The organism is Gimesia benthica, assembly GCF_009720525.1.
In the GTDB taxonomy this organism is placed as follows: domain Bacteria; phylum Planctomycetota; class Planctomycetia; order Planctomycetales; family Planctomycetaceae; genus Gimesia; species Gimesia benthica.
The window spans coordinates 2276560-2300518 of record NZ_CP043930.1; the positions used below are offsets into that span (position 1 = coordinate 2276560).

Sequence of the window (23959 nt, forward strand, 5' to 3'; positions counted from 1 at the left end):
CGATATAGGTGGAAGATGACTGCGCGGAAATCACGCAGTATGAAATGGATTTGCGCCAATAGTACAAAAACTCACAGGGGATTGAAATCGATCACTGACTCAGTTTTTGCTGGATCTGATCAATCAGCTTGGTGTCAGGCGGGGTTGCTTTCCGGGCTGCTTCCAGAGCTTTTTTCCAGAGTTCAGCAGCCTGCTCGTTCTTATTCAACTTATGGTAGCAATCTGCCAAATGGTCCAGGATCGTACTGTCTCCCCCTCCGGGAAGTTTGCTGGCCTTTTCCAGATATCCCACGGCCTCTTCGTACTTCTTCAGCTTGAACAGCACCCAGCCCATACTGTCGAGGTAAGCCATGTTGTCTGGTTCCGACTTCAGAGCAATCCGGATCATCTTTTCCGCCTTCTCCAGGTTCTTTCCCTGGTCTGCATAGAGATATCCCAGATCGTTGTTGATCGAGGGACTGCTTGGATCTTCTGCCAGCATCTCCTCGAGCACTTTCTCACCTTTGGCGATGTCCCCCTTCTGAACATAACTGTTCGAGAGCATCATCTTGACCTCATAGACCCGGTCTTGCTGCTGAGGATATTTTTTGATGAAGCTCTGAATCTGCTCGATTGCGTTATCCCAGTCATGTGCATGGTAGTAGATCCAGGCATGCTGATAGTCGAGCATCGGAAACCGCGGAGCGGCCTGACGTGCTTCCTCGTTGACTTTGAGGGCCGCTTCAGTCTCTCCATTCCGCTCCAGTGCGTCAGCCAGAAACGACATCAGGTTAATTCGCTGTGGTGCCAGCAAAGGATTCTCTACCGCTTTCCGCAACAGGTCAGAAAGTTCGCCGTACTTCCCTTCTTCGCGCAGTAAAGTGCTGTACTCCTGCAGAATCAATAGCGTCCAGTTCCCACGGATCTGGGGTTTAGCGTGTTTCCCTGCTGCATCAATGGCGTACTCGTAAAATTCTCCAGCAGCCTTGTTGTCGCCCGCTTCGGCCGCCAGTTTCGCAATGATGAATGCCGAAAAGACATCGACTCCCGGCGGATCTTTCTTTTTCTGTTTTTGTGCTTCTGCGACCAGGGCATTTACCAGCTTCTTGTCCTCTGACATCCGCTGCAGGTCCGGCTGAATTTTGCGAATCCCTTCACCGGACTGCACGATTTCAGAGAGGGTTGTAATCAGTTGTTCGTATTTCTGATTCTTTTCATAAAGCCTCAAGAGACCTGCCAGCCCCTCGATGTCTGATGATTCTCCGATTGATGTCTTGTAAGTCTTTTCGGCGTCATCGAATCGTCCGGCTTCTCCATACTGCTCAGCCAGGTAATAGTGCAGGGTCCGGTTGTACTTGTCTTTTTCAGCCAGTTTCTCCAGACGGGGAATCAGCTCGTCTGACTGATTCAAAGCCACCAGAATTTCTCCGAGGAACTCATAAGCCTTGCGTCCTTTCGATTGCAGCTGTTCATCGAAATAAGACTGCAGTGAGTCCAGTGCCTGCTGATACTGTTTCGAACGATAGTAGACCTGCGCCAGGTGATACTTGAGAATCCCGGGGCGCCCCTTCTGTGATTCTGCTGCTTTGTTAAAAGCTTCCACAGCCAGCTTCAGACGATCAGTCTCCAGAAACGACTGACCGATACGCTCGAAGAGCTTGCCCTGCTTGGCTTCCAGTTGAGCCCGGGTATTGAATTCAAACGTATAATCATCCGGCTTGGTCAGCGCCTTAAATACGACTTCCCAGCACTGGGCCGCTTCTTCCTTTTTCCCCAGACGCTCATACAGATTGGCCTGATCGTGTTTGATTATGACGTAGACACCAGACTTCTTATCGATCGCAGGAGACTCGGAAGCCTTCTCCAGAAAGTTGACCGCTTCTTCAAAACGGCCCTGACCAGCCATATGCAGGCCTAGTTTCCGCATCAGCTCATAATCACCCGGATCGAGCTCGACGGCTTTCTGAGCATATTGAATGGCTTCGTCTGTCTTATCCAGTCCGGAGGCCAGACGAATCAGTACCCGGTAAATTTCGAGTGAATTCGGATTGTCTTCCATCGCCAGCTTATACGCTTCATACGCTCCGACGAAATCGTTGCGTGCTTCGCGCATCCGCCCTGTCATATACCAGGCGGCGGAATCAATTTTTTTCTGCTCTGTCTTCGAACGAGGTTTGGCAGGCACAAAGGGGAGCGTCACATCATCCGCAATGCCCTCTTCCAGAGTGATCACTTTAGGCGAGGCCTGCTTTTGAGCTGGTTCATCTCCCTTCTTCCCGGGCATCTCTGCCGTAAGCGCCGCTGGAATGAGAAGAAGCAAAACGGCGGGCAGGAACAGCCAGCCACAGACTGGCATTTTGATAGACCGACTCATAATTTGAACTCCATTAAAAACAGAGATTTCATTTACTCTCGAGCGCATTCCCCCAACCGGTATTCGTCGGACATCAGTCAGCCCGACTGGATCAGCTACAGGAAACGCCACAGACAGCCCTGATTCGGGCTGTGGAAAACAGTGACAGCATCAGCAGATACAATCAATGCGTGCATCCATTGTAACGCGTTTTCACTATCTTCTCCAAGCCTGCTTTTGCCGGAATCCCGTTTTTTCAGCTGGGACTCTAAAAGAATACGCATACCGTCTATGTGAAGAGGGGAAGCGGTAGCGGTACAAAACAGCAGAAACTCAAAAGCGTCGGAGTAAAGCAGCTCTATTTTTTAGTCGACGAGGACTTCTTCGGCACCTTCTTTTTGGTGGTCTTTTTCGTCGCTGAGGACTTGGCAGCCGTTTTCTTCACAGCCTTTTTAACCGACTTGGTCTTTTTGGCTGGAACCTTCTTTTTGACTTTGGTGACCGCCTTCTTGCCTTTGACAGCAGCCTTCTTTTTCTTCACTGTCTTCTTTTTCTGCTTCGACAGCGGATTGGCAAACAGATCTTCCAGCCGACTGGGGGCATCCATCAGATCCACGCCCTCCTCGGGCAGCGGATTTTTATCCAGATTAAAATCGGCCTGTAGTTCTTCATCGGTGGCCAGACAACGCAGCAGGTGACTCAACAGAGGAGCATCCGATTTCCGCGCGGTTGACTTCAGGCTGTCACTGGCAGTCTCAATGCTCTCATCGGCAGGCAGCAGGCCCAGCCATTTGCTGGCATTCAGGATCTTCTCATCTGCCGGAACCAGGTGACTGCCCAGCACCACCTGTAACGTATGATTCAGCACAAATGGCGTCAGAGCCTTCATGCGGGTCAACTGTTTCTGAGCCTGTTCCAAGGTCTTCTTACGCATCCCTTCAAGGTCAAAACAGAATTCTTTATCGAAGACATACTGCAGTACCGAGCGGATTCGATACGAACGCCACTCCGCATCTCCCACAGAAGCAAAGACCGGTTCCAGTTCGGAAATGGTGCTGACCCGAATCTCGTTCAGATCATGAAACCCGTCGAGTAGATCTTCCAGGACCTGATCTGCCAGCTCGTTCGTTGTATTCTCAAGACAGATACCGTGCAGGATCGTTTCCAGGACAGGACGGTCGTATTTGGGTAATGTTGCTGAATACCGCTTCTTCAGGAGCGTCATCAACTTTTTGCAAATCGCCTGTTTATCCGACGTCGATATTTTTTTAGCAACCATATCTGTCTGCGTAATATTTGAGTTATTTCAAAAGGAATGAATATGAAAACAGCGTCTGTGCTTACTCACATCAACGCTGTCCCTCAATCTTCCGGTGGCGCCTCTTCAAGAGGACCATCTTCTTCAGAAGAAAGATGCTGTGTGGCCTCTTCCTGTTCTCTCTCGTGTTGTAACTCATCCAGAATACGAAGCGTATCCATGGTATCTTTGACGGCAGTGTCCTGGACAAACTTGATCACCGGCGTGTAGCGGGTCTGAATGCGATCTGCAATTTTGGACTGAATGAACCCGCGGGCCGACTCCAGTCCATGCATACAGAGTGCTTTTGTCCGCTCATCTCCCATGATCGAAATATAGACCTTGGCTGACTGCACATCAGGTGCAACTTCAACGTGTAATACTGTCACATTGCTGATCCGAGGATCGCGCAGCTGAAACAGGACCGTTGTACTTACCGTTTCTTTTATCGCCTGAGCGATTTTTGCTAGTCGACGTGATGTCATTCAGTTCTCGCCTGCATTCCCTGTCTGATCGCAGCTGCTTATGAGCTCGAATCCAGAGTTCGTTTGACTTCGTTAATCCGGAATGCTTCCAGCAGGTCTCCCTCTTTAATGTCATTGAAACCGGACAAGAGAATACCGCACTCCATGCCTTCCCGAACTTCCTTGACATCATCTTTCTCACGTTTCAGTGACGCAATCGGATACTGATTCAGAATTTTCTGATCCCGGATCAAATGCACCCGGTCATTGCGGTTGATGGTTCCATTGAGAATCCGGCAACCGGCAATCTTTCCGAAGCGGCTGATCGAGAATGTCTGCAGTACGAGTGCCCGACCTGTCTGTTCCTGTACCAGTTCAGGTCGCAGCAGGCCTTCCAGTGCAGCCCGGATATCATCTACAACTTCATAAATGATGCTGTAGCGACGGATCTCGACATCTTCCTGGGTTGCCAGGCTCATCGCCCGGTCTTCAGCAACCACATGGAAGGCTATGATAATCGCATTGGAAGCGGTTGCGAGATAGACATCACTCTCGTTCACACCGCCAATACCTTCGTGCAGAATTTTAACCCGGACTTCCGGATGCTCAAACTTGTTGATTTCGCTGCGAATTGCTTCCAGTGAACCAGGCGTATCAGCTTTGATAATCAGCGGCAGATCCTGGATCGCACCTTCACGGGCCGACCCCAGAATGTCATCCAGCGTTCGAGGTCCACCGCTATGACGCGACAGAACATCGGTTCGACCTTCGTGGCGACGCTCTTCAGCCAGTTCACGGGCCTGCTCGATATCGCCCACAACCACAAAGTGGTCACCAGCACCAGGCACTGAATCCAGACCTGTCACCTTGATTGGAGTGGATGGGGGAGCCTCTTCAATCTGCTGATCCTGGTCGTCATACATCGCACGGATATAACCATAGGATTTACCGCAGATCACGGCATCGCCAATCCGCAGGGTTCCCTTCTGAACGATCAACCAGGCGACTGAACCACGACCTTCGTCGCGGAAACCTTCCAGACAGACCCCGACAGCCGGTCGATTGGGATTGGCCTTGAGTTCATGCAGTTCAGCGGTCAACAGCAGGGTTTCGAGCAGGTTATCCAGGCCGGTCCCCTTGAGTGCGGAAACACGCACGACTTCTGTTTCACCACCCCACTCTGCGGGCAGTACATTCTGTGCTGTCAGTTCCTGCAGCACTTTCTGCTCGTTAATGTCAGGCAGGTCGATTTTATTCATCGCCACGACCATCGGAACTTCCGAGGCTTTCACATGACTGATACTTTCTGCAGTCTGAGGCATCACACCGTCGTCTGCAGCAACAACCAGGACAACCATATCGGTTACGTTAGCCCCACGGGATCGCATTTCACTGAATGCCGCGTGACCGGGAGTATCAACAAACGTCAGTTTATGGCCATTATATTCAACCTGGTAAGCGGCGATGTGCTGGGTAATCCCACCGGCTTCACCTTCCACAACCTTGGAATTACGCAAGGTATCAACCAGAGTCGTCTTACCATGGTCCACGTGACCGAGTACGGTGATGATCGGAGGACGTGTGACGAGATCTTCGGGAGCATCTTCCTGCTCCACGATCTCCTCAACCAGTTCCAGAGCACCTTTCTGCTTCTTGAATGTCAGATCCACGCCCAGTTCCATGGCGACGGCCAGAGCAGTGTCCTCTTCAATGATCTGATTGATGGTGACCATCTCACCGAATTCTTTGAACATGATCGACATGATTGTTTTTGCCGGACGTCCCATCGCTTCCGAGAGACTCCGCACTGTCATTGGCAGTTCCACTTCAGCCTCTGTCTTGTGAACGATATTGGAAGAATCATGCTTACGCTTGGACCGGCGAGGCCGACGACCGACGACGTCCTGCTGTTCGCCACCTTCGGTATTAAAACCCCTGCGCCCTTCTTTACGCTGCTCGCGACGCTGTTTTCGAGCCTCAACCAGGCTCAGGCTGCCCCGACGCTGCTTCGAATCATCGTCCTGCACGTCGCGATCTTTGTCGCGTTTCTTCTGCTCTGAATGCTGAGCCAGATGTGCTGCCAGAGGACTTTTTTGTTCCAGGATATCTGCTGTCAAACGCACCTCAGGCTTCTGCGCCTTCTCTTCTTTTTTCTTCTGCTTGGGAATCACTGGCTGTTTGTAGGCCGGTGGAGCAGCAACGGAAGGTAATGCAGTATTTTTCTTCGATTTGGACTGGGGTTTGGAAGACCGCGGGGAACCAATCGGTTTCATCTCGCGGATACTGGAGGTCGGCGCGCCCCCTGCCGGAACATAATCTTCACGGCTCATTCCCTGATCGGTTTCAGGTTTAGTTTCATCTTTGGGTTTCGGAGTTTCTTCCGCCTGTTCTTCGGTAGCTGCAGGCTCTGAAACCTCTTGAGAGGGAGCATCTGTTTCCGAAGCAGTCTGCTCAGCAACTGCTGCTTCAGTCGCGTCTTCCGTCTGCTCAACATCAGCGGAAGACACTTCCTCTTCTATTTCCGGCTTCTCTTCTTCGGTGCGTGCTTTCTGAGAGGATCGGGATGGCTGAGGACGCGAGGTCATCGCCTTGATTGTCCGCATCTTCTGAGGCTCCCTCTGGGGGGCCATCGCAGACTGTTCGGCCTGATCACTGGCTCCTTCAGCAGGCTGATCCTGCTTCTGGAGGTAATCGATCACGATATCGCGCTCCTCGGGCGTGATGCTGGCCAAAGCGGAGTTTTTGAGCTTCACCCCCGCCTTGTTACATTCATCGATCAGCACCTTGCTGTCCATTCCCAACTCTTTTGCAAGAGCAAAAATACGAATCTTCAACAGCCCTTCTCCCGTGAACAAATCGGCAATCTGCCTGCAGGCCTTATCAGCCCCGACACCCTGCCTGTTGAGGCATGCGCCTCTTGACACTTACTCGTAATAAAACGATTTATTCCTGCTTTTCTGTCGATTCTTCTGTTTCGCTTTCCACTTGCAAAGGCTCTTCCGTGGAACTCGACACATCTTCAGAATCGGTCGTTTCTTCTGTCTGAGTTTCTGCGACCGCCGGCTCCTCTACCGGTTCCGACTCGGATGCAGTTTCTTCAGACTCAGCAGTTTCAGTCTCTGCTGCATTCTCTTCAACAACAGGCGCAGTTGCTTCTTCCGACTCCGAGGCAGCTGCCACATCTGACAGTCCCGGAGCAGGTACAGCCGGTGCCTTTGCCGCCGGCTGATTCTGCTGCGCGTGTTTCATTGCTTCTTCTTCCGCTTCGACCCGCTCGCTTTCACGATCAGCAACCTCGACAATCTGCTCGCACTGCTCGGCGGTCAGACCGCCCAGTTCGGCCAGCTGATCCGGCTCAATTACTGACAGATCGTAGTAACTGAAGAAGCCCTGAGAGACCAGGCTTTCAGCCAGCTCTTCAGAGACTCCCGGAATCGAGGAAAAGGCTTCCACGGTTTTATCAAGTTGCTCGTCCAGTTCGGTCTGAGTCATCACTTCAATGTCCCAGCCAACCAGTTTCGATGCCAGACGCACATTTTGCCCCTTGCGGCCAATAGCCAGAGGCAACTGATCATCTCGCACCAGCACGATCACCCGGCCCAGCATCGGACAGAGGATCACATCTTCGACTTCTGCAGGTTGCAGTGAATTAGGCACCAGTACCTGCAGCGAATCGTTCCAGCGGACGATATCAATTCGTTCGCCCGCCAGTTCGTCAACAATATTTTTAATCCGGGCACCACGCATCCCCACACAGGCACCTACACAGTCAATACTGCTGTCGATACAGGAGACGGCGACCTTCGAGCGATAACCCGCTTCGCGTGCCAATGACCGAACATCAATGATCCGATCAGCCACTTCCGGAATTTCCAGTTCAAACAGACGACGCACCATGTCAGGATGAGTTCGCGAAAGAATCACTTTCACCCGGCTGCCCGCCTTACGGACATCCAGAACAATCGCCCGCACACGGTCATTTACACGGAATGATTCCCCGGGAATCTGCTCGCCACGCGGCAGGATACCTTCAATTTTCCCCAGGTTAATCAGTACCGCACCACCCTCCACGCGCGACACTGTCCCGGAAACGGACTGGTACTGCATCTCCATGTATTCATCAAATACCGTATCGCGTTCTGCTTCACGGATTTTCTGAATCATCACCTGCTTAGCCGTCTGGGCTGCCACACGTCCCAGGATTTCTCCCAGAATGTCCTGTGCCAGCTGTTCCTGATTACAATAGACGGTTGGCTCGCCTGATTCACGATCGATGTCGACCGTCAATTCCTGATCATCCCCAAAGTGTCGGCGGGCTGCTGACAGGATCGCCTGCTCAATCCCGCTGAACACGATCTCTTTATCGATGCTCTTATCGCGTTGAATCGCATCAACAATTCGGAGAACTTCCTTACCGTCCATAATGTGTTTCCTTCATTCGACAGTTGATAATTCAACTGACTCGAAAACTACTCAAACAAGACCGCTGTCGGTCATATTTCTATCTGTTATCAGCTGAGCCCTGAGGACTCAACTGCTTTATGGCCAAGCCATTAACAAAAAAAAGCGGGAACATGCCCACTTTATGACTACCCGTGCCACCGCAAAAACGGTAGTCAGGCATAGCCGCGATTGGCATTTTTCAATGCAGCAAACGCGACAATCGGATTGGTGAGCAAATGCTCGAGTTCCAACCAGCCTACATATGAGAGGACTCCATTCGAGTTTACGAATGCCGATTCATCACAAAGAAACAAACAGCCAAACTGGCATGTCACCCCTTGCAAACACAATGCCTACTGAACATCAGTATGCAAAACCATTGCGCATAGAGCACCATGGTTAATGCTCTACCTTGAGAAATTAATCTTCGCGCGTTCAGATGTCAAGCACCGCAGGCAACTATTTCACAACGACTTAACTTCAGCGCCTCCGCTTACCAGAAAGTCAGCGAATCAGTGTTCAATCGGCCAGACCAGATAGATAAAATTTCCGAATCCTGGATCAGGGACGTCATACGTCCATTTTTCCGAATTCCCGGGGATGGCCGGAAATTGATCTCCATCAAAACGCCAAACTATCATAGTATCATAGGAGAACTCCCGGATTCGTCGACCCTTTTTCTGCGGATCCGGGTTTGTAGTATCTGAATATCAAGCCTGAAATTCAATAAGGACAACTCATCCATGGCTCGCTTACTGCCTGCACTGATCCTCTGCCTGGGGCTTCCCCTCGCCGCGGCAGCCCAACCAACCGCCACCACCAACGATCCATTCGCTCAACTGAAAATGCAGGCCGATCAGGCCCAGCAGCAGGGCGACTACAACAAGTCCGTCCAACTCGCCTCACAGGTGCTGCAGCAGAAGCCTGACGACCATGTCGCCTACTACCTGCGTGCCAGCGCCCGCGTGGAATCAGGTCGGGAACAGGGAAATACCCAGACGATCCGGGAAGGCGTCAGTGATGCCCGTGAAGCCATCCGCTACAGCCAGAACCAGAATGTCAATTACTACCTGCCCTACCTGTACGGCATGATGAACCTGGCGGTCATGGAGAACAAGAAAAGCCATGCCGAGACAGCACTGAATGTGGCGAACCAGGTCCTGGCCCGCCCCAACCTGAGCACCGAGGAACGCGCCAACTTCCATTATCAAAGGGGCATGATTTTTCTCCCCCTGAACAAGCCCCGCGAAGCGGCACAGGACTTCTCAGAAACTATCAAACTCTCGCCAAACCATTTCGCCGCCCTGCTCGCGTTGCCCGACGCTTACGCCCTGGCAGGTGAAAACGACCAGGCACTGGCCAGCTTCAATCAGGTCATCGAAAAACAACCCAATTCCCCCGTGGTCTACAACAACCGGGCGATGTTCTACCAGCAGCAGGGAAAGCTCCAGGAAGCAATCAATGACTTCTCCCGGGCAATTCAGCTCGACCCCAACTATCACCACGCCATCACCAACCGCGGCTTCGCCTACCTGGAAGGGGGCAAACCCGATACTGCAGAAGCGGACCTGAACAAGTCCCTCTCGATCGCCCCTGAGCAGCCCTTTGTACTGGGAATGCGTGGGGAAGCCCGCCTGCTGCAAGGGAAAATCGCCGAAGCAATCCAGGACCAGACCCGCGCCGTGCAACTCGACCCACAGAACCCTGCCCTGCACTCCGACCTGGGCTTCTCCTACTTCTTCAACCAGAATTACAATGAAGCCCTGACCCAGTTCAACCAGGCCACCCAACTGGCACAGGACCAGATGAAGGTCCTCAACCCCTGGGTCTACCTGGCCATGGTCCGCAACAACCAGAAAGCAGAGGCAGACGCAAAATTCCAGACAGTCCTCGCCGAGAAACCCGAAGCGCGCGACTCGGTCGACATGCTCACCGCATACCTGATGGGCGGCGTGACCGAAGCAGACCTGCTCAAATCTATTGACCAGAAGGATCCGCAACGCGCTAAAGCACAAACCTGTGAAGCACACTACTTCATCGGACAGAAAGCCCTGCTGGCAGGTGACACAGCAACCGCCACCCAGAACTTCCAGCAGTCATTGAATACCGGCATGCGAAACCTGTCCGCCTACCGTGGTGCACAGTACGCACTCAAGAAATTCTGATTCATCCTGAGACGACAATAAAAAAAGCCCCGCCTGGATTATCCCGGCGGGGCCTTTTAACGATTGATTCAAGCTCAGACACCACAGACAACCGAGGCACTGGCCTGGCCGAAAGTCGTGGTACTGATTTTCAGGAACAGCTTATTGTCGGTCGGCTGCGGTTCATTTCGAACGACATTCAACGGACAATCTGCATCCTGAGTTTCGTAGTTTAATGTCGCTGGAATCACTCCCTGCTTCAGTCCCACAAGTGAACCACTGGCTTCCACGATTCCACAAGCAGAACCAGAATTTCCGAAGTAACTCTTTAGGGCAGTAACCGGAATTTCTGTCGCCTTGTCACCAAAGATGTCACAGATCGCCTGGTACTCTTCGACATCCAGCTTGGTATCACCCAAACCGTGGGCATTGATATGACCAATATCTCCTGCTTCGACACCAGCTCGCTTAAACGCGAGTTTAATGGCATTAGCAATCGAAGTCCTGGTATCGGGAATACCATCCCGACCAACAACACAGGAAGCACCAGTCCCGAGCAGTTCGCCCCAGACCTTGGCCCCACGCTTCTCAGCATGAGACTTCTCTTCCAGCAACAGGGAGCAGGCTGCTTCTCCTACGACCTGACCATTGCGTGCCTTATCAAAAGGACGAGAACGCTTAGAGAAATCTTCGGGAGAGTCAGCCAGTTCATCCCACAGCTTCGCGTGGATCGATTTGACTTCATGTATCCGGGTTCCAGTCACACCAGCGACCATGACATCTGCCCAGTCACGCTCAATGATCCGCTGAGCTTCACCCAGCACCAGATTCCCAGACGCCTCAGCCTGTGTGATCGAGTTACTGGGACCGCGGGCATCCATCACGATTCCAATGTGACAGGCCGGCATGTTCGGCAGATATTTCAACAGCCAGAGCGGCTCCATCTTGGGAAGCCCGTCTGACCCCCATCTTTCGTATTGGAACTCAGTGCCTTCGGTGCTGGCCATGCAGGCCGAGTAAAGCACTTCAGGAGGGCTGAGCATCAGGTTCGCACCAAACTCAATCCCGAAACGTTCACTGTCGACGGCTTCCAGGTCAATCCCGGAATCATCCATCGCCAGATTGGCAGAAGCAACTCCCAGCTGGATTTCGCGGCACATCACTTTGAGGCTTCTGCGCTGCTGCTTCAGATACTCTTTTTTGATTGTACTGTCATTGAAATCGGCGACTTCAGCCACGCAGCAGTCTGGAGCTGCCAGAAACTCATACAGCTCCGATTTTTTAATGCCCGAAGTCCCCGACATCAGACTGGCCTGAAACGCTTCTGTTCCAATTCCGATCGGGCTGAGAATCCCCATCCCGGTAATCAGAATACGACGTCGTGATTCTGTATTCATTTGAATCTCTTTTGAAAGTCCCGCTAATCGAATATGCCGGCTGCTTGTGAATAATGTAACTTCATCGTAGAGGATAATCCGGTCCAGACAAGACTTTTGCCTGCCTCAGCACTAAAAACCCTCATCCCAGGATAGATACTGCTGATTTTCAGGACGCCGAGACCACCTATGAGCGACTGCTTTGAACTTGAACCCAGCTCAACCACAAAAAGCAGACATTCATACACTACTCTGACCCAGTAATGTACCGGCAACAGGGGATAGTCAAGACAATCAAGGCGCGATTTTCAAGCCTGACGCGACTGCCAGATCAATAATTATCCGGGAAATCTCCTCGGGAGCAGCAGGATGCCCATCGAGCACCAGGGAGATATACACACGAGCACACACTCGGCAGCAGAACACGCCCCGAAATTATGGGGCTTTCTGCATAATCAGACAGGCGTTGTGCCCACCGAAGCCGAAGCTGTTCTTCATGACCCGTTCGAGTTTCATTTCGCGCGGCTCATTAGGAACATAATCGAGATTGCACTGCTCGTCTGGATTGTCCAGGTTGATCGTAGGCGGTGCGACCTGCTCCATCAGCGCCTTGACGCCCACCACAAACTCGACACCACCAGAAGCTCCCAGCAGGTGTCCCAGATGCCCCTTGGTACTGGAAACGGGCATCGATTTGACGTGCGAACCAAAAACGGTGTTGATGGCCACGGTTTCTGCAACATCACCCAGCGGTGTACTTGTACCATGCGTATTGATGTAATCAATGTCTTCCGGGTTCAGCCCGGCATCCTTAATTGCATGCAGCATGGCACGGGCTGCACCACGACCTTCCGGATCGGGAGCCGTCATGTGCGTGCCATCAGCAGACATACCATAACCGACCACCTCAGCCAGAATCGGTACACCCCGCTTCTTAGCATGTTCATACTCTTCCAGAACGACGATGCCGGCACCTTCCGCCATCACAAACCCGTCGCGATCACGATCGAAAGGACGGCTGGCCGCCTGGGGATCATCATTCCGTGTGGACAGAGCGTTCATCCGGGCAAAGCCGGAAAGCCCCATCGGAGTGACTGCCGCCTCGCTGCCGCCAGTCACCATGATATCAGCCACATCATTTTGAATCAGCTTATAGGCATCGCCGATCGCATTCGTCGCCGAAGCACAAGCAGTCGCCACAGCACTGTTGGGACCTTTCAGTTCATATGCAACTGAAATATTCCCGCTGGCAGCGTTGACCATCAGCTTGGGGATCATGAATGGCGACACTCGCGCCGGGCCCTGGTTGTAGAGCTTATCGTGCTGGTTTTCAATTTCATTCAAACCGCCGATACCACTGCCAATCAGGACGCCTCTGCGATAAGGATCTCCCTCAAACCCTTCCAGTTGTGCCTGACGGTAGGCAATATGTGCCCCAACCAGACCAAACTGGACGAAACGATCGACCCGCTTCAGATCTTTTGAAGAAAGATTCGTATAATCGGCTGCGTTGAAATCCTTGATTTCGCCGCCAAAACGGACTTTGTAGTCGGAGCAGTCAAAACGTTCGAGGGGACCGATACCGCTTTTACCAGCGCACAACTTGTCCCAAAACTCTGAGACATCTAAACCCAGAGCCGTTACGACAGAAACTCCGGTAACGACGACTCTCCTGCGCATCCGAGAACACTTCCTACAATGAAAAGACAGGACCCTGTAGATTCAAAACGCTTGTGGTTTTTGTCTGATTAACGCGTATTTAATCAGCTGGCTTTTTCAGTGATATAGCCAACCACATCACCAACGGTTTTGATTTTGTCATAATCATCGTCAGGAATGGTGACATCGAATTCATCTTCGAATTCCATTACCAGTTCGACAATGTCGAGCGAATCAGCCTTCAGGTCGTCGATAAATTTGCTGTCCAGAGTGATGTCTTCTTTAGGATGGCCTAACTGCTCGCTTACGATACCAACCACTTTTTCTTCAATTGACACGCTTCTTCTCCTTCACCGTCTTAGTGATAGTTTTTACTTTTTGTATGGCTGGAAACATCTTTACCATATCAACTTGTATGGATTCACCAACAGTTGTAGCGATGATATATCCAGTTTCCCGATTTATGTAAACCTTAAAATGCGACAAGAATTATGAGTCTTGTCTACTCCACCAGAGTTCTCTCATAATCAGCCTCGACCAACTTTACCAGCCCGAGAACTGCTGATTTTGCCTTCTGATAGAATTTCCCTGTCGGAGCCTCGTAAGTTGTTGTAGCACAGATCGATAGAATAGATCAAGCTCTGAATTTTTCAGACAGATGAACCGGAACTCACTACTGCCCTTTTGCATGCACTTTCGCATCTGAGGCACTTTTGCCCCAGATTTCCTATGAATCGTTAACCGTCTCACAGGAAATCTTGCGATCAATACGCTTCATCAGCCCCTTGAGAACTTTCCCAGGACCGATTTCATAGAACTCATCAAACCCCGCATCCAGCATGGCTCGGATTGAATCCTCCCAGAGCACAGGACTGAGAACCTGACGAATCAGTAATTCGCGAATCTCGTCCGGATCTTCATGAGTTTTAGCGTCCACGTTGGAAATCACTGGAATTTCCGGCTTTTTCAGCCCTACCCCTGCCAGTGCTTCAGACAGCTTGCTGTCAGCGGGCTTCATGATTTCTGTATGAAATGCACCAGCCACCGCCAAGGGAATTGCACGCCCACCTTCCTGCTCAGCCAGTTCCGCCGCCCGCTCACAGGCGCTGTTTTCACCTGACAAAACAATATTACCCGGACACAGGTAATTGGCGATCCAGATCCTTCCAGCGGAAGACGCCGCCGCACAGATTTCTGCCACCTTATCCCGGTCCAATAACAGAATGCTGACCATACCGGAAGGGTTGGCATCCGCAGCAGCCTGCATGGCTTCACCGCGACGCTGAACGACCCGCAGGCCATCCTCAAAACTCATCGCACCTGCAAATACCAGTGCCGTATATTCCCCCAGGCTCAATCCGGCCGTCATTTCGCACGCCAGAACCTTATCGGGAGAATCCGCCCGCAGCATTTCCAGAGCCGCCAGACTGGTCACAAACAGAGCAGGCTGACTGATGACCGTAGAGTCCAGTTCCTCGCTTGGCCCTTCGAAGCAGAGCTTTGCCAGATCATACTGAAGAATATCTGCAGCGCGATCAAACAGCTCTTTCGCCGCCGGATATTTCTCGACGATGGTCTTACCCATACCTACATGTTGAGCACCCTGTCCGGGAAACAAAAAGGCGATTCTGCTCACGGGTCGATCCCTCTAAATTGAACTTGCGCTGATCTAGTAAAGACGCCGCTATATTAAGCTACCGGCTTTTGAGCCAGATGTTCGGCGATCTGGGAATTGATGCCACGATCCTTGAACATGATACTTCCTTTCAAGGCATTCGTGATAGAGTGGGCGTCGCTGGAACCATGACAGATAATGCAAATCCCGTCAATTCCCAGCAGAGGAGCTCCGCCAGTCTCATGATAGCGGAATCGCTTGGCCATCTCCTGAAACGCCTGCAATGCCTGTCCCTTCTCCTTGTCGAGGCTCCCCAGAATCTGCTGCGACGCTTCCTTCATCAGGAACTCGGCCATACCTTCGCTGACCTTGAGCACAACATTTCCGACGAAACCTTCACAGATCAGAACATCGGCCTCGCCCTGGTACAAGCCCCGTCCTTCGACGTTACCCACGAAGCTCTCTTTAAGCGGGCTGTCGTTCAGCAGACGATAGGTATCACGATAAAGATCGTTCCCCTTGACGTCTTCACTGCCGATATTGATCAGACCAACTTTGGGCGATGCGACGCCCAGCACTTCGCGTGCATAGATCTCCCCCATGACTGCATACTGATACAGGTGCGCGGGACGAGCAGAAGGGTTTGCCCCGACGTCCATCAGAACAGCGTGGCCAGCAACAGTTGGTAGCGTGACGGCAATTCCGGGACGCTTGACTTCTTTGAGAAAGAGCCGCGTCTTCAAACCGGATGCGACTACCGCACCGGTATTGCCTGCACTGACAACCGCATCCACTTCGTGCGCCGCCATCAGTTTCCAGCAGACCGAGATAGAGCTGTCAGGCTTTTGCCGCATGGCTTCGGTGGGTTTTTCTTCCATCCCCACCACCTGACTGGCATGCACGATCGACAGACGATCTCCGCTGTAACCGGAAGCCTCAATCTGTGATTCAAGAAGATCCTGCGGACCCACCAGCACCACTTCCAGAGCGGGTTCCGCCTGCAATGCGTCGATCGCTCCCTTTATGTTCGGTTCAGGGGCAAAATCTCCCCCATTGCATCCAGTGCAATCCGCATGGGTGCTTAGTCCTCAGTATCAACGATGGTTCGCCCCTGATAGAAACCACAGTGAGGGCAAATGGCATGAGAAGGGGACGCGGTACCACATTGGGGACAATAGGTGGGCTTGCTAGCCTTTACACCATTGTGACTGCGTCTCTTACGAGAGTTGGATTTTGACATCCGTCTTTTTGGAACTGCCATGAATCAGACCGCCTTAAAACACCTGACTTAACTTAAACTGTATTAGTAAAACAACTTACTGCATATTGACAGCAATAACATCATTCAGTGAGCGCACCGGGATCACTCCCACCCACCTTTCTGACAGGAATCGCACATACTACGCAATTTTTAAAACAACTGTCAAGCTACAGGGCACACATCAGACGATATCAAAAATGATATTTTTTGTTTGTGACACCTGACAAGACATCAGTATACATCAACATCAGCCATAAGATCAGGAAGATCGAGAATTGACATGACGGATCATCGTATCAATCGCCCCTTTTTCCAGTCCCTGCTCGTCGCCATCACCGTCCTGGCAACCAGCCTCGCCACAACTGAACACATGTCAGCATCCCCCGGGGCCATGACACCTCAGGAATTACAGGCTTTCGGTAAGGAAATTCAGCAGACCGCCTATTCGCAAGACTCTGCCAAATTCCGCGCACTGTTTGACTGGACCACATTCATCAATCGCGTTTTGGGTGACTACGAACAGAATCCAGCCGTGAAAGAGGCCATCCAGCCGGTCCGTAAGCAACTGGAAACCGCTTACTCCGAAAATAATCAGGGGATTGATTCAGAGATTCTGGCCGAAGTCGGCAGCGGAGCAGATTACCGCTTCCTCGCGATGCGTAAGGAAGACAACCAGTTCAAAGTCATTTTCCGCTTCCTGCGTCCCGACTGGACATTGAACTACCAGGCCCTGATCATCGAGAAGCAGGCCTCCGGCGAGCTGAAAATTGTCGACATCGACAGCCTTTCAACAGGCGAACTGATTTCCCAGTCTCTGCAGCGACTTTACCTGCCCGAAATCTATAAAGCACATCTGGACGTCAAAGATAAACTCAGCGATCAGGAAAAGAGCCGGATCATTAACCAGAAAAAGCGGTACGACTTCCTGACAGCAGCAACTGATAAAACAGATCCATTCCAGACATACACACAACTCCCGAACGAGTACAAAAACGAGAAAATCGTCCTGCTCTTCCTGGCTCAGAACACGATCGAAACTGAGAACGACAAAAAATACCAGTCTGTACTGGGCGCCTATCGGAAATATCATCCACAGGACCCGGCAGCAGAACTGCTCAGCATCGATTATTTCTCAATGACCAAACAATACAAACAGGCCCTCGAAAGCATCGATCGCCTGACGGCTGCCATCAAAACCACCGACCCTTACCTCTATTCAGTACGGGCCGGAGTATTGATTGAAATGGGAGATCACAACCTCGCAGGAAAATACGCCAGTAAAGCGTCTGAGCTCGAACCAGACCTGCTGCAGCCCTACCTGCACCTTATCAATCTTTCGGTCATGCAGGGACAATTCGATGCCACCATCAAATACTTGGACGTTCTTAACGACAAATTCGGCTTTGCTTACGAAGACCTCGACCTGAGCGAACTGGAAAACTTTGATAAGTTCACAGCCTCTCCTCAGTTCAAACAGTGGCAGTCAGTCAAGAAAGTCGCCGCTCAACCAAAAGAGGGTTCGGTTAACTGATCGCAACCAGAGACGATCACAATTCAATCACCAGCAGCGGGAAACCATTCCCCTGCTGGTGATTTCGTTTATAGATGTGGGGCACCACCGTTGATCAGAAATTAAAACTCACCAACCACCTGGCCATCATCTCGAACCGCCAGCCTTTGAAATGTGGAATTGATGTTCTGCAGATAATTGGCCGTGGAAACCGATCCCTTTTTGTAATCGATGTTCTCACTCAGGAAATGCACCGATCCATCGCAGAAAACAAAATGCGCCCCACCAACATGATTACTGCTGAATCCTCGCACATCGTGCTCGGCTCCCGCCAACGCATTGATTCCGTTATACGTCAGCCCAGCACCGCCATTCCATTTCCCTTGCGGGCATAACTGCTGCTCTGAGTATTATTCGAGCCGGAAAAGCCAATCACATTGGCGCCGCCCACCTTATTTGTACTCTTATAAATGTAAGCACGCTCGCCAACCAGGATTGTGTTGCTGCTACCATCGATGATATCCCGAAAACGAACCCGGGAATTCGCGTATCCAATTCCATGCGCCGCGCCATAGGAAACGGAATATACGGGAGGCGTCGTACTGTCCCAGGCGTTGGCCACCATCACATAATCGGAACGGGCAATCTGATAGGGTGTCGTACCATCTGTGACCGTAAAATTATAGTTGTTCGTACCGGAAACGTAGTCGTTAAGACTCGGCCCCGGATCTGAGGGACAGAGAAAAATAGCCAATGGTTGCTGTAATGCCTGTCGAGTACTGGCATTCGCCAGATTCTGATCCAACGTCATACCACCAATATTAAGCAGATTGTACAAGGGAGCCTGATCGATAAAAGGCATTATAAACGCCCCCCAGCCGTAAACACCCAGTTCTCCCTGATTGCAGCCAGACCAGACCGAAGCAGAACTGCAGTGCGTTTTAGTGACATATCCTGGAGGAAAGGTGTTGTGCACATCGTGATAGTTCTGCATCGCCAGTCCGATCTGCTTCATACTGTTTTTGCAGGTCGAACGTCGTGCCGCCTCGCGTGCCTGCTGAACCGCAGGCAGCAACAGCGCGATCAGGATTGCTATAATGGCAATCACCACCAGCAGTTCAATCAATGTGAATCCACGTTTCCTCAAGCTTCCAGACTGACTCATGACGACGCTCCTCTTTATCTCAAAACACTGAAACAAAGCATACCACTCATCGAGAACGCAGCAGTCCCTTCGCGAACATTACTTTGATTTCATTTCGATATCGAACACGTTGTCTCCCGGTTGCACATCCAGTTTTAATTCACTCTTTGACCCGTATTTAGCTGGGATCTTGGGGCCGCTGGCATCAATGCCCCACTCCAGTCGCACCACACTGGGCCCCACCTTCACACCGGCTTCATCAATCAGATATTGGGCTGAGTAACTTCCATCCTCTTTCGTAGTAGCCCGGGAAGTGCGCCCCGTTTCCGGTTCGAACAGCAGATCCACACCAGAGAGCGGCTGACCATCCAGCGTGACCTTTCCATGCACCTGCCCCAGTTCGGGCATATCAGCACCGTGGCTGCTGCAACCAGCCAAAATGGAAATCAGTAACACAAACACCAGAAGAAACGACAGACGCATAACACAAGTCCTTTCCAGCGCGCAGGCGCGTACCCGGATGGAAAACAATGTATGCTGACATTGAACATGGAAATGGGGGAAATGATTTGGAATCCATGCAGGTGCAGAGCGCAGCCTGAATATTAAGACCTCATTAAGAAAATACCTTAACAATTTGAACTGTAAAGATGACTATTGATAAAATTGAGAATTTGTTCAGATATTCATTTCACCTTATATCACAGCTCAACAGCAGCATCTTCAGCCAGACAGACTGTTGTGTTTTACTCCTCGCAACACTAAAAGAGTGAGTAGGTTTTCATAACTTCTTCAACACAGCCCACCTCAAGGTCAATACCTGCGATCGACATGAATCCCCCACAAATGCCACCCGTAAAACGAACAATTCGTTTCCAGCTTCTGCTGGTCGTGAACATGGTTCTGGGGATATTTGTGGTCGTTTTTCTGCTCTTCTCCTACCAGCGCGATCTCGCAGCCCGCCTGAATGACAAACGCATCGCTCTCGAAGAAGAAGCTGCCACCATCCTCCCCACCATTCTGGAAATGCAGCAGGAAGAACGAACCGAAATTCAGAAATATATCAATACCATCCATCGCCAGATGCAGGAGATCCATGCTCCGGAACACCACATCTTAATTACATTTGATAAACGGGAACGACCTGCCATCTCCGACGTAGGTCAATCTGAGGAACTGATCACAGCCATCCGCCAGGCAGCCCGTTCTCCCGGCAAACTAACCCACTTCCATAATTCCGAGATTGTGGTCGGAACATTCCAGGAAGGAGGTATCACGGTCTCCGTCTCTGAAACCGTAGACAATCTGTACGGCGATGTCTTATCAGAAGTGCTGAACCGCCTCACCGGCTTCATCGTGCTCGCCTTCATCACAGGAATCATGATCAACCTGGCCCTGACCTACATTGTCACCCGTCCCCTCGATCAGTTAATGCAAACCGTCCAGCTGATTGGACAGGGCGAACTCGGAACGCAGTCGGAAACCTTCCACAGTATGGAGCTCAATTATCTGACGCATGAAATCAATGCGATGAGTACCTCGCTCGCTGCAGTCGAGAAAGTGCGACAACGCCAGATGAATAAAGCCCGTATGATCCAGGAAAATCTGCATCCCCAAAAAATCAATGTGCCAGGCCTGGATGTTGCAACCATCTACCACCCCGCTGACGAAGTTGGGGGTGACTATTATGATGTTTTGCAACTCGAAGATGGTGCCTGGCTGGTCTGTGTCGCAGATATTACCGGTCATGGAATCTCAGCCGCCATGAGCGCCGCTGTACTGAAGACCCTGCTCATCCAGGCCTGCGAACATTCCAGTTGCCCGGCAGAAATCATGGAATTCATAAACCGTCGCTTTACTGTCATCAGTCCCGTGGGCGAATTCGTTTCTATGCAGTTGATTTCAATCCATCCTGAGACTCATGTCATTGAATACGCCAGTGCAGGACATGAACCGGCCTGCATACTCAGATCGACAGGAGAAATTTCCGAGTCTGAAACGACCGGGCTGCTGGTCGGGATTGAGCAGGAGACGTCCTGGAATACAAACTGCCTCCAACTGAATCAGGGAGACCGCCTGCTGATGCTCACTGACGGCGTCTCCGAAACCCACAGCCCCGCAGGGGAAATGTTTGGTCGCAAACGTTTGACCGCCTTGCTGCAGGAATGCCAGCACCTGTCAGTCAGTGAAACGGCTGAGCAGATCCGCTCAACGCTTTCCCGGTTTCGGGCAGGTGGCGCTCAACAGGATGACATCACTCTCCTGCTTGTGGAGATGAGAGCCCCCTGTTCCGGTTCCACCACACCTGCTCCTGAAGCGGATCACCAATGACACTTTCACACTTCAAGGCAATTCTGATCCGACAGTCAAACCACCATTTCTGGTACCAGTTTTTTCCGGATATTATTAACGCAGGGGACCTCTCAGGAGAATTCTGCTATCGTGCTGATCAGGAACAAGTTGAGATCACCCATCCGGTGGAACAAACTCAGGCACAGATCGCTCTGGCCGGACTGACCAGCAAGCTCAAACGGGAAATAAAAAAGACGGGAACCGCCCCAGAAGTCATCACACTCATCTCCTGACAGCCGTCGAATAAATCGCCATCCAGGTCGACCATACCGACACATCACCTGCAGCTCGCCCTTTCAAAGCTGCGAAATATACCAGAATCAACGACAAGTTGGTTTGGCACAACTGTTGCGACAGTGAAATCCCTCAAGCTGACTGATGACCATTTAAATGAGGGGGAACAGATTTCGTGGCCCGATTGTCCACCAGAAAACCACGTTTCGGCTTCACGCTGATTGAACTGCTAGTTGTCATCGCCATCATCGCGATTTTGATCGCGCTTTTACTCCCAGCCGTACAACAGGCTCGTGAAGCTGCGCGGCGGATGAGTTGTAAGAATAATCTCAAACAGATTGCCCTCGCGACACACAACTACGAATCCGCATTCAGAGTTCTTCCCCCGCGCAGAATTCTTTCATCAGGAAACCGCCGCGGATGGGGTCCTTCAATCCTCCCCTATCTCGATCAGGCAAATCTGCAGGGACGATATGATTTCAACAAGAATTTTTACGACCCCGAAAACGCAGATAATATTAAAGTCCCCCTCAAAGTTTTCATGTGCCCTTCTGCTCCCGGACCGCGACCAATCACCGTTCTCGTCAGTGGTGTTTCATCGGAGGGCATTGCAGGAGACTACTTCGGCCCAAACAGCTTTCGCTCCAATCTGTATGGAGTCTCAAGCTTGAGCGGAAACAACCAGATCACAGCCATGGACGATCTGCCCCGCACTCGCAAGTTCCGGGATATCACAGATGGAACGACGAATACCATGTTGATTACCGAACAGGCGGGCCGTCCCGACTATTATATTCGTGGAATTAAACAACCATCGAACGCTGGTTTGAGTCAGGCAACCAGCTGGGGATCCTGGCCGTCTTATCAAGTGTTTCAGGTCCAGGTCTTCGGCAGTGATGCCGTAACCCGCGATGGCCCTGGAGGCACGTGTTCCATCAACTGTAATAACAGTCAGGGAATCTACAGTTTCCATACTGGCGGCGCTCAAGCTTCTTTCGCGGATGGTTCGGTTCATATGCTCTCGGAATCGATTGATGCCAACATCCTCTTTGCCCTGATCACGATCAATGGCGGGGAAGTCATTGGAGAATTCTGAGACAGACTAGTACGCTCCTTTTAATTATGAGAGAACGACTATGCGAGAGTGGTTTACCCCTCTGGAAGTCATTATTACGACCCTTTGTGTCGCACTCCTGACTATCATTCTACTGCCCGGCATGCTCGTCGCCCGGGATACCGCACGGGAACAATCCTGTCAGGACAGCCTGCGTCAGTTGGGAACGGCTTTCCTTGAGTACGAAAAAGTCCATGGCGGCCTGCCTCCCCGTCGCTCCGGATTCAATGACGGCAATGCTTACGGCGGCTGGGGTGGTTTCATCCTGCCGCACCTCTTGACAGACGACCAGGCGACCGCCTACGACACGCGATTTGATTTCTTTGATCCCCGCAATAAACAGATTGTCGAAACGCAACTATCGGTCTTCCTCTGCCCCGCCAGTCTCGCAGAGCGATTCGTACAGATTCAGTCACAGGCCTCAACCAAGTCGCTCAACCCGAACAAGGAAACTGTCTATACCTGCAAAGCCGCAGCCGTCGATTTCATCACGTCGAATGGCGTGCAGATGGCCCGAAGCGGTTACGGTATCAACGCGATGGGCAAAGACGGGCGTATCGGCAACCAGCGTCAGCCCATGACCGACAACCAGGATCTTCCCCTTTCAAAAGTAACTGACGGGCTTTCGAACACACTCCTGTTGATCGAACAGGCGGGACGTCCAGCGGCCTGGTACAACCGGAAGAAACAACCCGGAGATGGACAGTTCGGCATGAGTCCTAACGCACGCGGTGCCTGGGCCGGCTGGGGATCGATTTCCTTTGGTGCAGTCAACCCGGAAACCGGACAACGCCCCCCGAGAGGTGACAGCACCGATTGCAGCGTCAACTGCAACAACTGGCTGGGGATCTACGGTTTTCACAATGAAGGCGGTAATGTTTTATTTTGCGACGGCAGCGTGCGACTCATCGGAAAAAAACTCGATCCACTCACCTTCGCTTACCTCACCATTCGAGATGACGGGCACCTGATTCAACATGACGACTTTTAAATCTAAGCCACTTTCTCATTCGC

General features: G+C 51.6%; 20 protein-coding genes. 6 read left to right on the forward strand and 14 right to left on the reverse strand.

Annotated elements, in window-relative coordinates:
* Positions 1-91: 91 nt before the first annotated feature.
* The 5 genes from F1728_RS08595 to nusA form a co-directional block, all read right to left on the reverse strand.
* The gene (locus F1728_RS08595; RefSeq protein ID WP_194242741.1) at positions 92-2353 is read right to left on the reverse strand and encodes a tetratricopeptide repeat protein; all 2262 of its coding nucleotides are present in this window, start codon (positions 2351-2353) and stop codon (positions 92-94) included.
* A 337-nt stretch (positions 2354-2690) separates the two neighbouring features.
* Positions 2691-3557, reverse strand: a complete 867-nt coding sequence (locus F1728_RS08600; RefSeq protein ID WP_155363763.1) for a hypothetical protein — start codon at positions 3555-3557, stop codon at positions 2691-2693.
* 137 nt (positions 3558-3694) lie between these two features.
* Positions 3695-4114, reverse strand: a complete 420-nt coding sequence (gene rbfA / locus F1728_RS08605; RefSeq protein WP_145037480.1) for a 30S ribosome-binding factor RbfA — start codon at positions 4112-4114, stop codon at positions 3695-3697.
* A 38-nt stretch (positions 4115-4152) separates the two neighbouring features.
* Positions 4153-7017, reverse strand: a complete 2865-nt coding sequence (infB, locus tag F1728_RS08610) for a translation initiation factor IF-2 (protein ID WP_449267414.1) — start codon at positions 7015-7017, stop codon at positions 4153-4155.
* 19 nt (positions 7018-7036) lie between these two features.
* Entirely contained in the window at positions 7037-8515 is a 1479-nt protein-coding gene (gene nusA, locus F1728_RS08615; protein WP_155363765.1) for a transcription termination factor NusA, read from the reverse strand.
* Between the two features lie 764 nt (positions 8516-9279).
* On the opposite strand from nusA, the gene F1728_RS08620 reads away from it, so the two are divergent.
* Positions 9280-10701, forward strand: a complete 1422-nt coding sequence (locus F1728_RS08620) for a tetratricopeptide repeat protein (protein WP_155363766.1) — start codon at positions 9280-9282, stop codon at positions 10699-10701.
* A 74-nt stretch (positions 10702-10775) separates the two neighbouring features.
* On the opposite strand, the gene F1728_RS08625 is transcribed toward F1728_RS08620, so the two are convergent.
* From F1728_RS08625 to rpmF, 6 genes are all read right to left on the reverse strand, one after another.
* A complete protein-coding gene (locus F1728_RS08625) occupies positions 10776-12077 on the reverse strand; it encodes a beta-ketoacyl-[acyl-carrier-protein] synthase family protein (protein WP_155363767.1) in 1302 nt (433 codons plus the stop codon).
* A gap of 414 nt (positions 12078-12491) precedes the next feature.
* Positions 12492-13736 carry a beta-ketoacyl-ACP synthase II gene (fabF, locus tag F1728_RS08630; protein ID WP_145037469.1) on the reverse strand — a complete coding sequence of 415 codons (1245 nt, stop codon included), beginning with the start codon at positions 13734-13736 and terminating at the stop codon, positions 12492-12494.
* 83 nt (positions 13737-13819) lie between these two features.
* Entirely contained in the window at positions 13820-14053 is a 234-nt protein-coding gene (acpP, locus tag F1728_RS08635) for an acyl carrier protein (RefSeq protein ID WP_002649181.1), read from the reverse strand.
* Positions 14054-14442: 389 nt separating this feature from the next.
* The gene (fabD, locus tag F1728_RS08640) at positions 14443-15351 is read right to left on the reverse strand and encodes an ACP S-malonyltransferase (protein ID WP_155363768.1); all 909 of its coding nucleotides are present in this window, start codon (positions 15349-15351) and stop codon (positions 14443-14445) included.
* Between the two features lie 53 nt (positions 15352-15404).
* A complete protein-coding gene (gene plsX / locus F1728_RS08645; RefSeq protein WP_261344517.1) occupies positions 15405-16334 on the reverse strand; it encodes a phosphate acyltransferase PlsX in 930 nt (309 codons plus the stop codon).
* A gap of 77 nt (positions 16335-16411) precedes the next feature.
* Positions 16412-16591, reverse strand: coding sequence for a 50S ribosomal protein L32 (rpmF, locus tag F1728_RS08650; RefSeq protein ID WP_145037464.1), 180 nt, complete (start codon positions 16589-16591; stop codon positions 16412-16414).
* Between the two features lie 280 nt (positions 16592-16871).
* Here rpmF and F1728_RS08655 point away from each other — a divergent pair, with 280 nt between their 5' ends.
* Positions 16872-18122 (forward strand): tetratricopeptide repeat protein, encoded by a 1251-nt coding sequence (locus F1728_RS08655; RefSeq protein ID WP_155363769.1) that lies wholly within the window; start codon positions 16872-16874, stop codon positions 18120-18122.
* A 101-nt stretch (positions 18123-18223) separates the two neighbouring features.
* Here F1728_RS08655 and F1728_RS32540 read toward each other — a convergent pair whose 3' ends face one another.
* From F1728_RS32540 to F1728_RS08670, 3 genes are all read right to left on the reverse strand, one after another.
* Complete coding sequence (locus F1728_RS32540; protein WP_228030816.1) at positions 18224-18415, reverse strand: DUF1559 family PulG-like putative transporter; 192 nt, start codon at positions 18413-18415, stop codon at positions 18224-18226.
* A gap of 41 nt (positions 18416-18456) precedes the next feature.
* Positions 18457-19266 (reverse strand): DUF1559 family PulG-like putative transporter, encoded by an 810-nt coding sequence (locus F1728_RS08665; RefSeq protein WP_155363770.1) that lies wholly within the window; start codon positions 19264-19266, stop codon positions 18457-18459.
* A 78-nt stretch (positions 19267-19344) separates the two neighbouring features.
* Positions 19345-19728, reverse strand: a complete 384-nt coding sequence (locus F1728_RS08670; protein ID WP_155363771.1) for a carboxypeptidase-like regulatory domain-containing protein — start codon at positions 19726-19728, stop codon at positions 19345-19347.
* A gap of 363 nt (positions 19729-20091) precedes the next feature.
* On the opposite strand from F1728_RS08670, the gene F1728_RS08675 reads away from it, so the two are divergent.
* The 4 genes from F1728_RS08675 (at position 20092) to F1728_RS08690 (ending at position 23936) form a co-directional block, all read left to right on the forward strand.
* Positions 20092-21576: a PP2C family protein-serine/threonine phosphatase gene (locus F1728_RS08675; RefSeq protein ID WP_194242742.1), complete on the forward strand. Its 1485-nt coding sequence runs from the start codon at positions 20092-20094 to the stop codon at positions 21574-21576.
* Positions 21573-21830: a hypothetical protein gene (locus tag F1728_RS08680; protein ID WP_155363773.1), complete on the forward strand. Its 258-nt coding sequence runs from the start codon at positions 21573-21575 to the stop codon at positions 21828-21830. Before F1728_RS08675 ends, F1728_RS08680 begins: the two co-directional genes overlap by 4 nt.
* A gap of 176 nt (positions 21831-22006) precedes the next feature.
* Complete coding sequence (locus F1728_RS08685) at positions 22007-22927, forward strand: DUF1559 domain-containing protein (RefSeq protein WP_155363774.1); 921 nt, start codon at positions 22007-22009, stop codon at positions 22925-22927.
* A gap of 40 nt (positions 22928-22967) precedes the next feature.
* Positions 22968-23936 (forward strand): DUF1559 family PulG-like putative transporter, encoded by a 969-nt coding sequence (locus F1728_RS08690; protein ID WP_155363775.1) that lies wholly within the window; start codon positions 22968-22970, stop codon positions 23934-23936.
* Positions 23937-23959 lie beyond the last annotated feature (23 nt).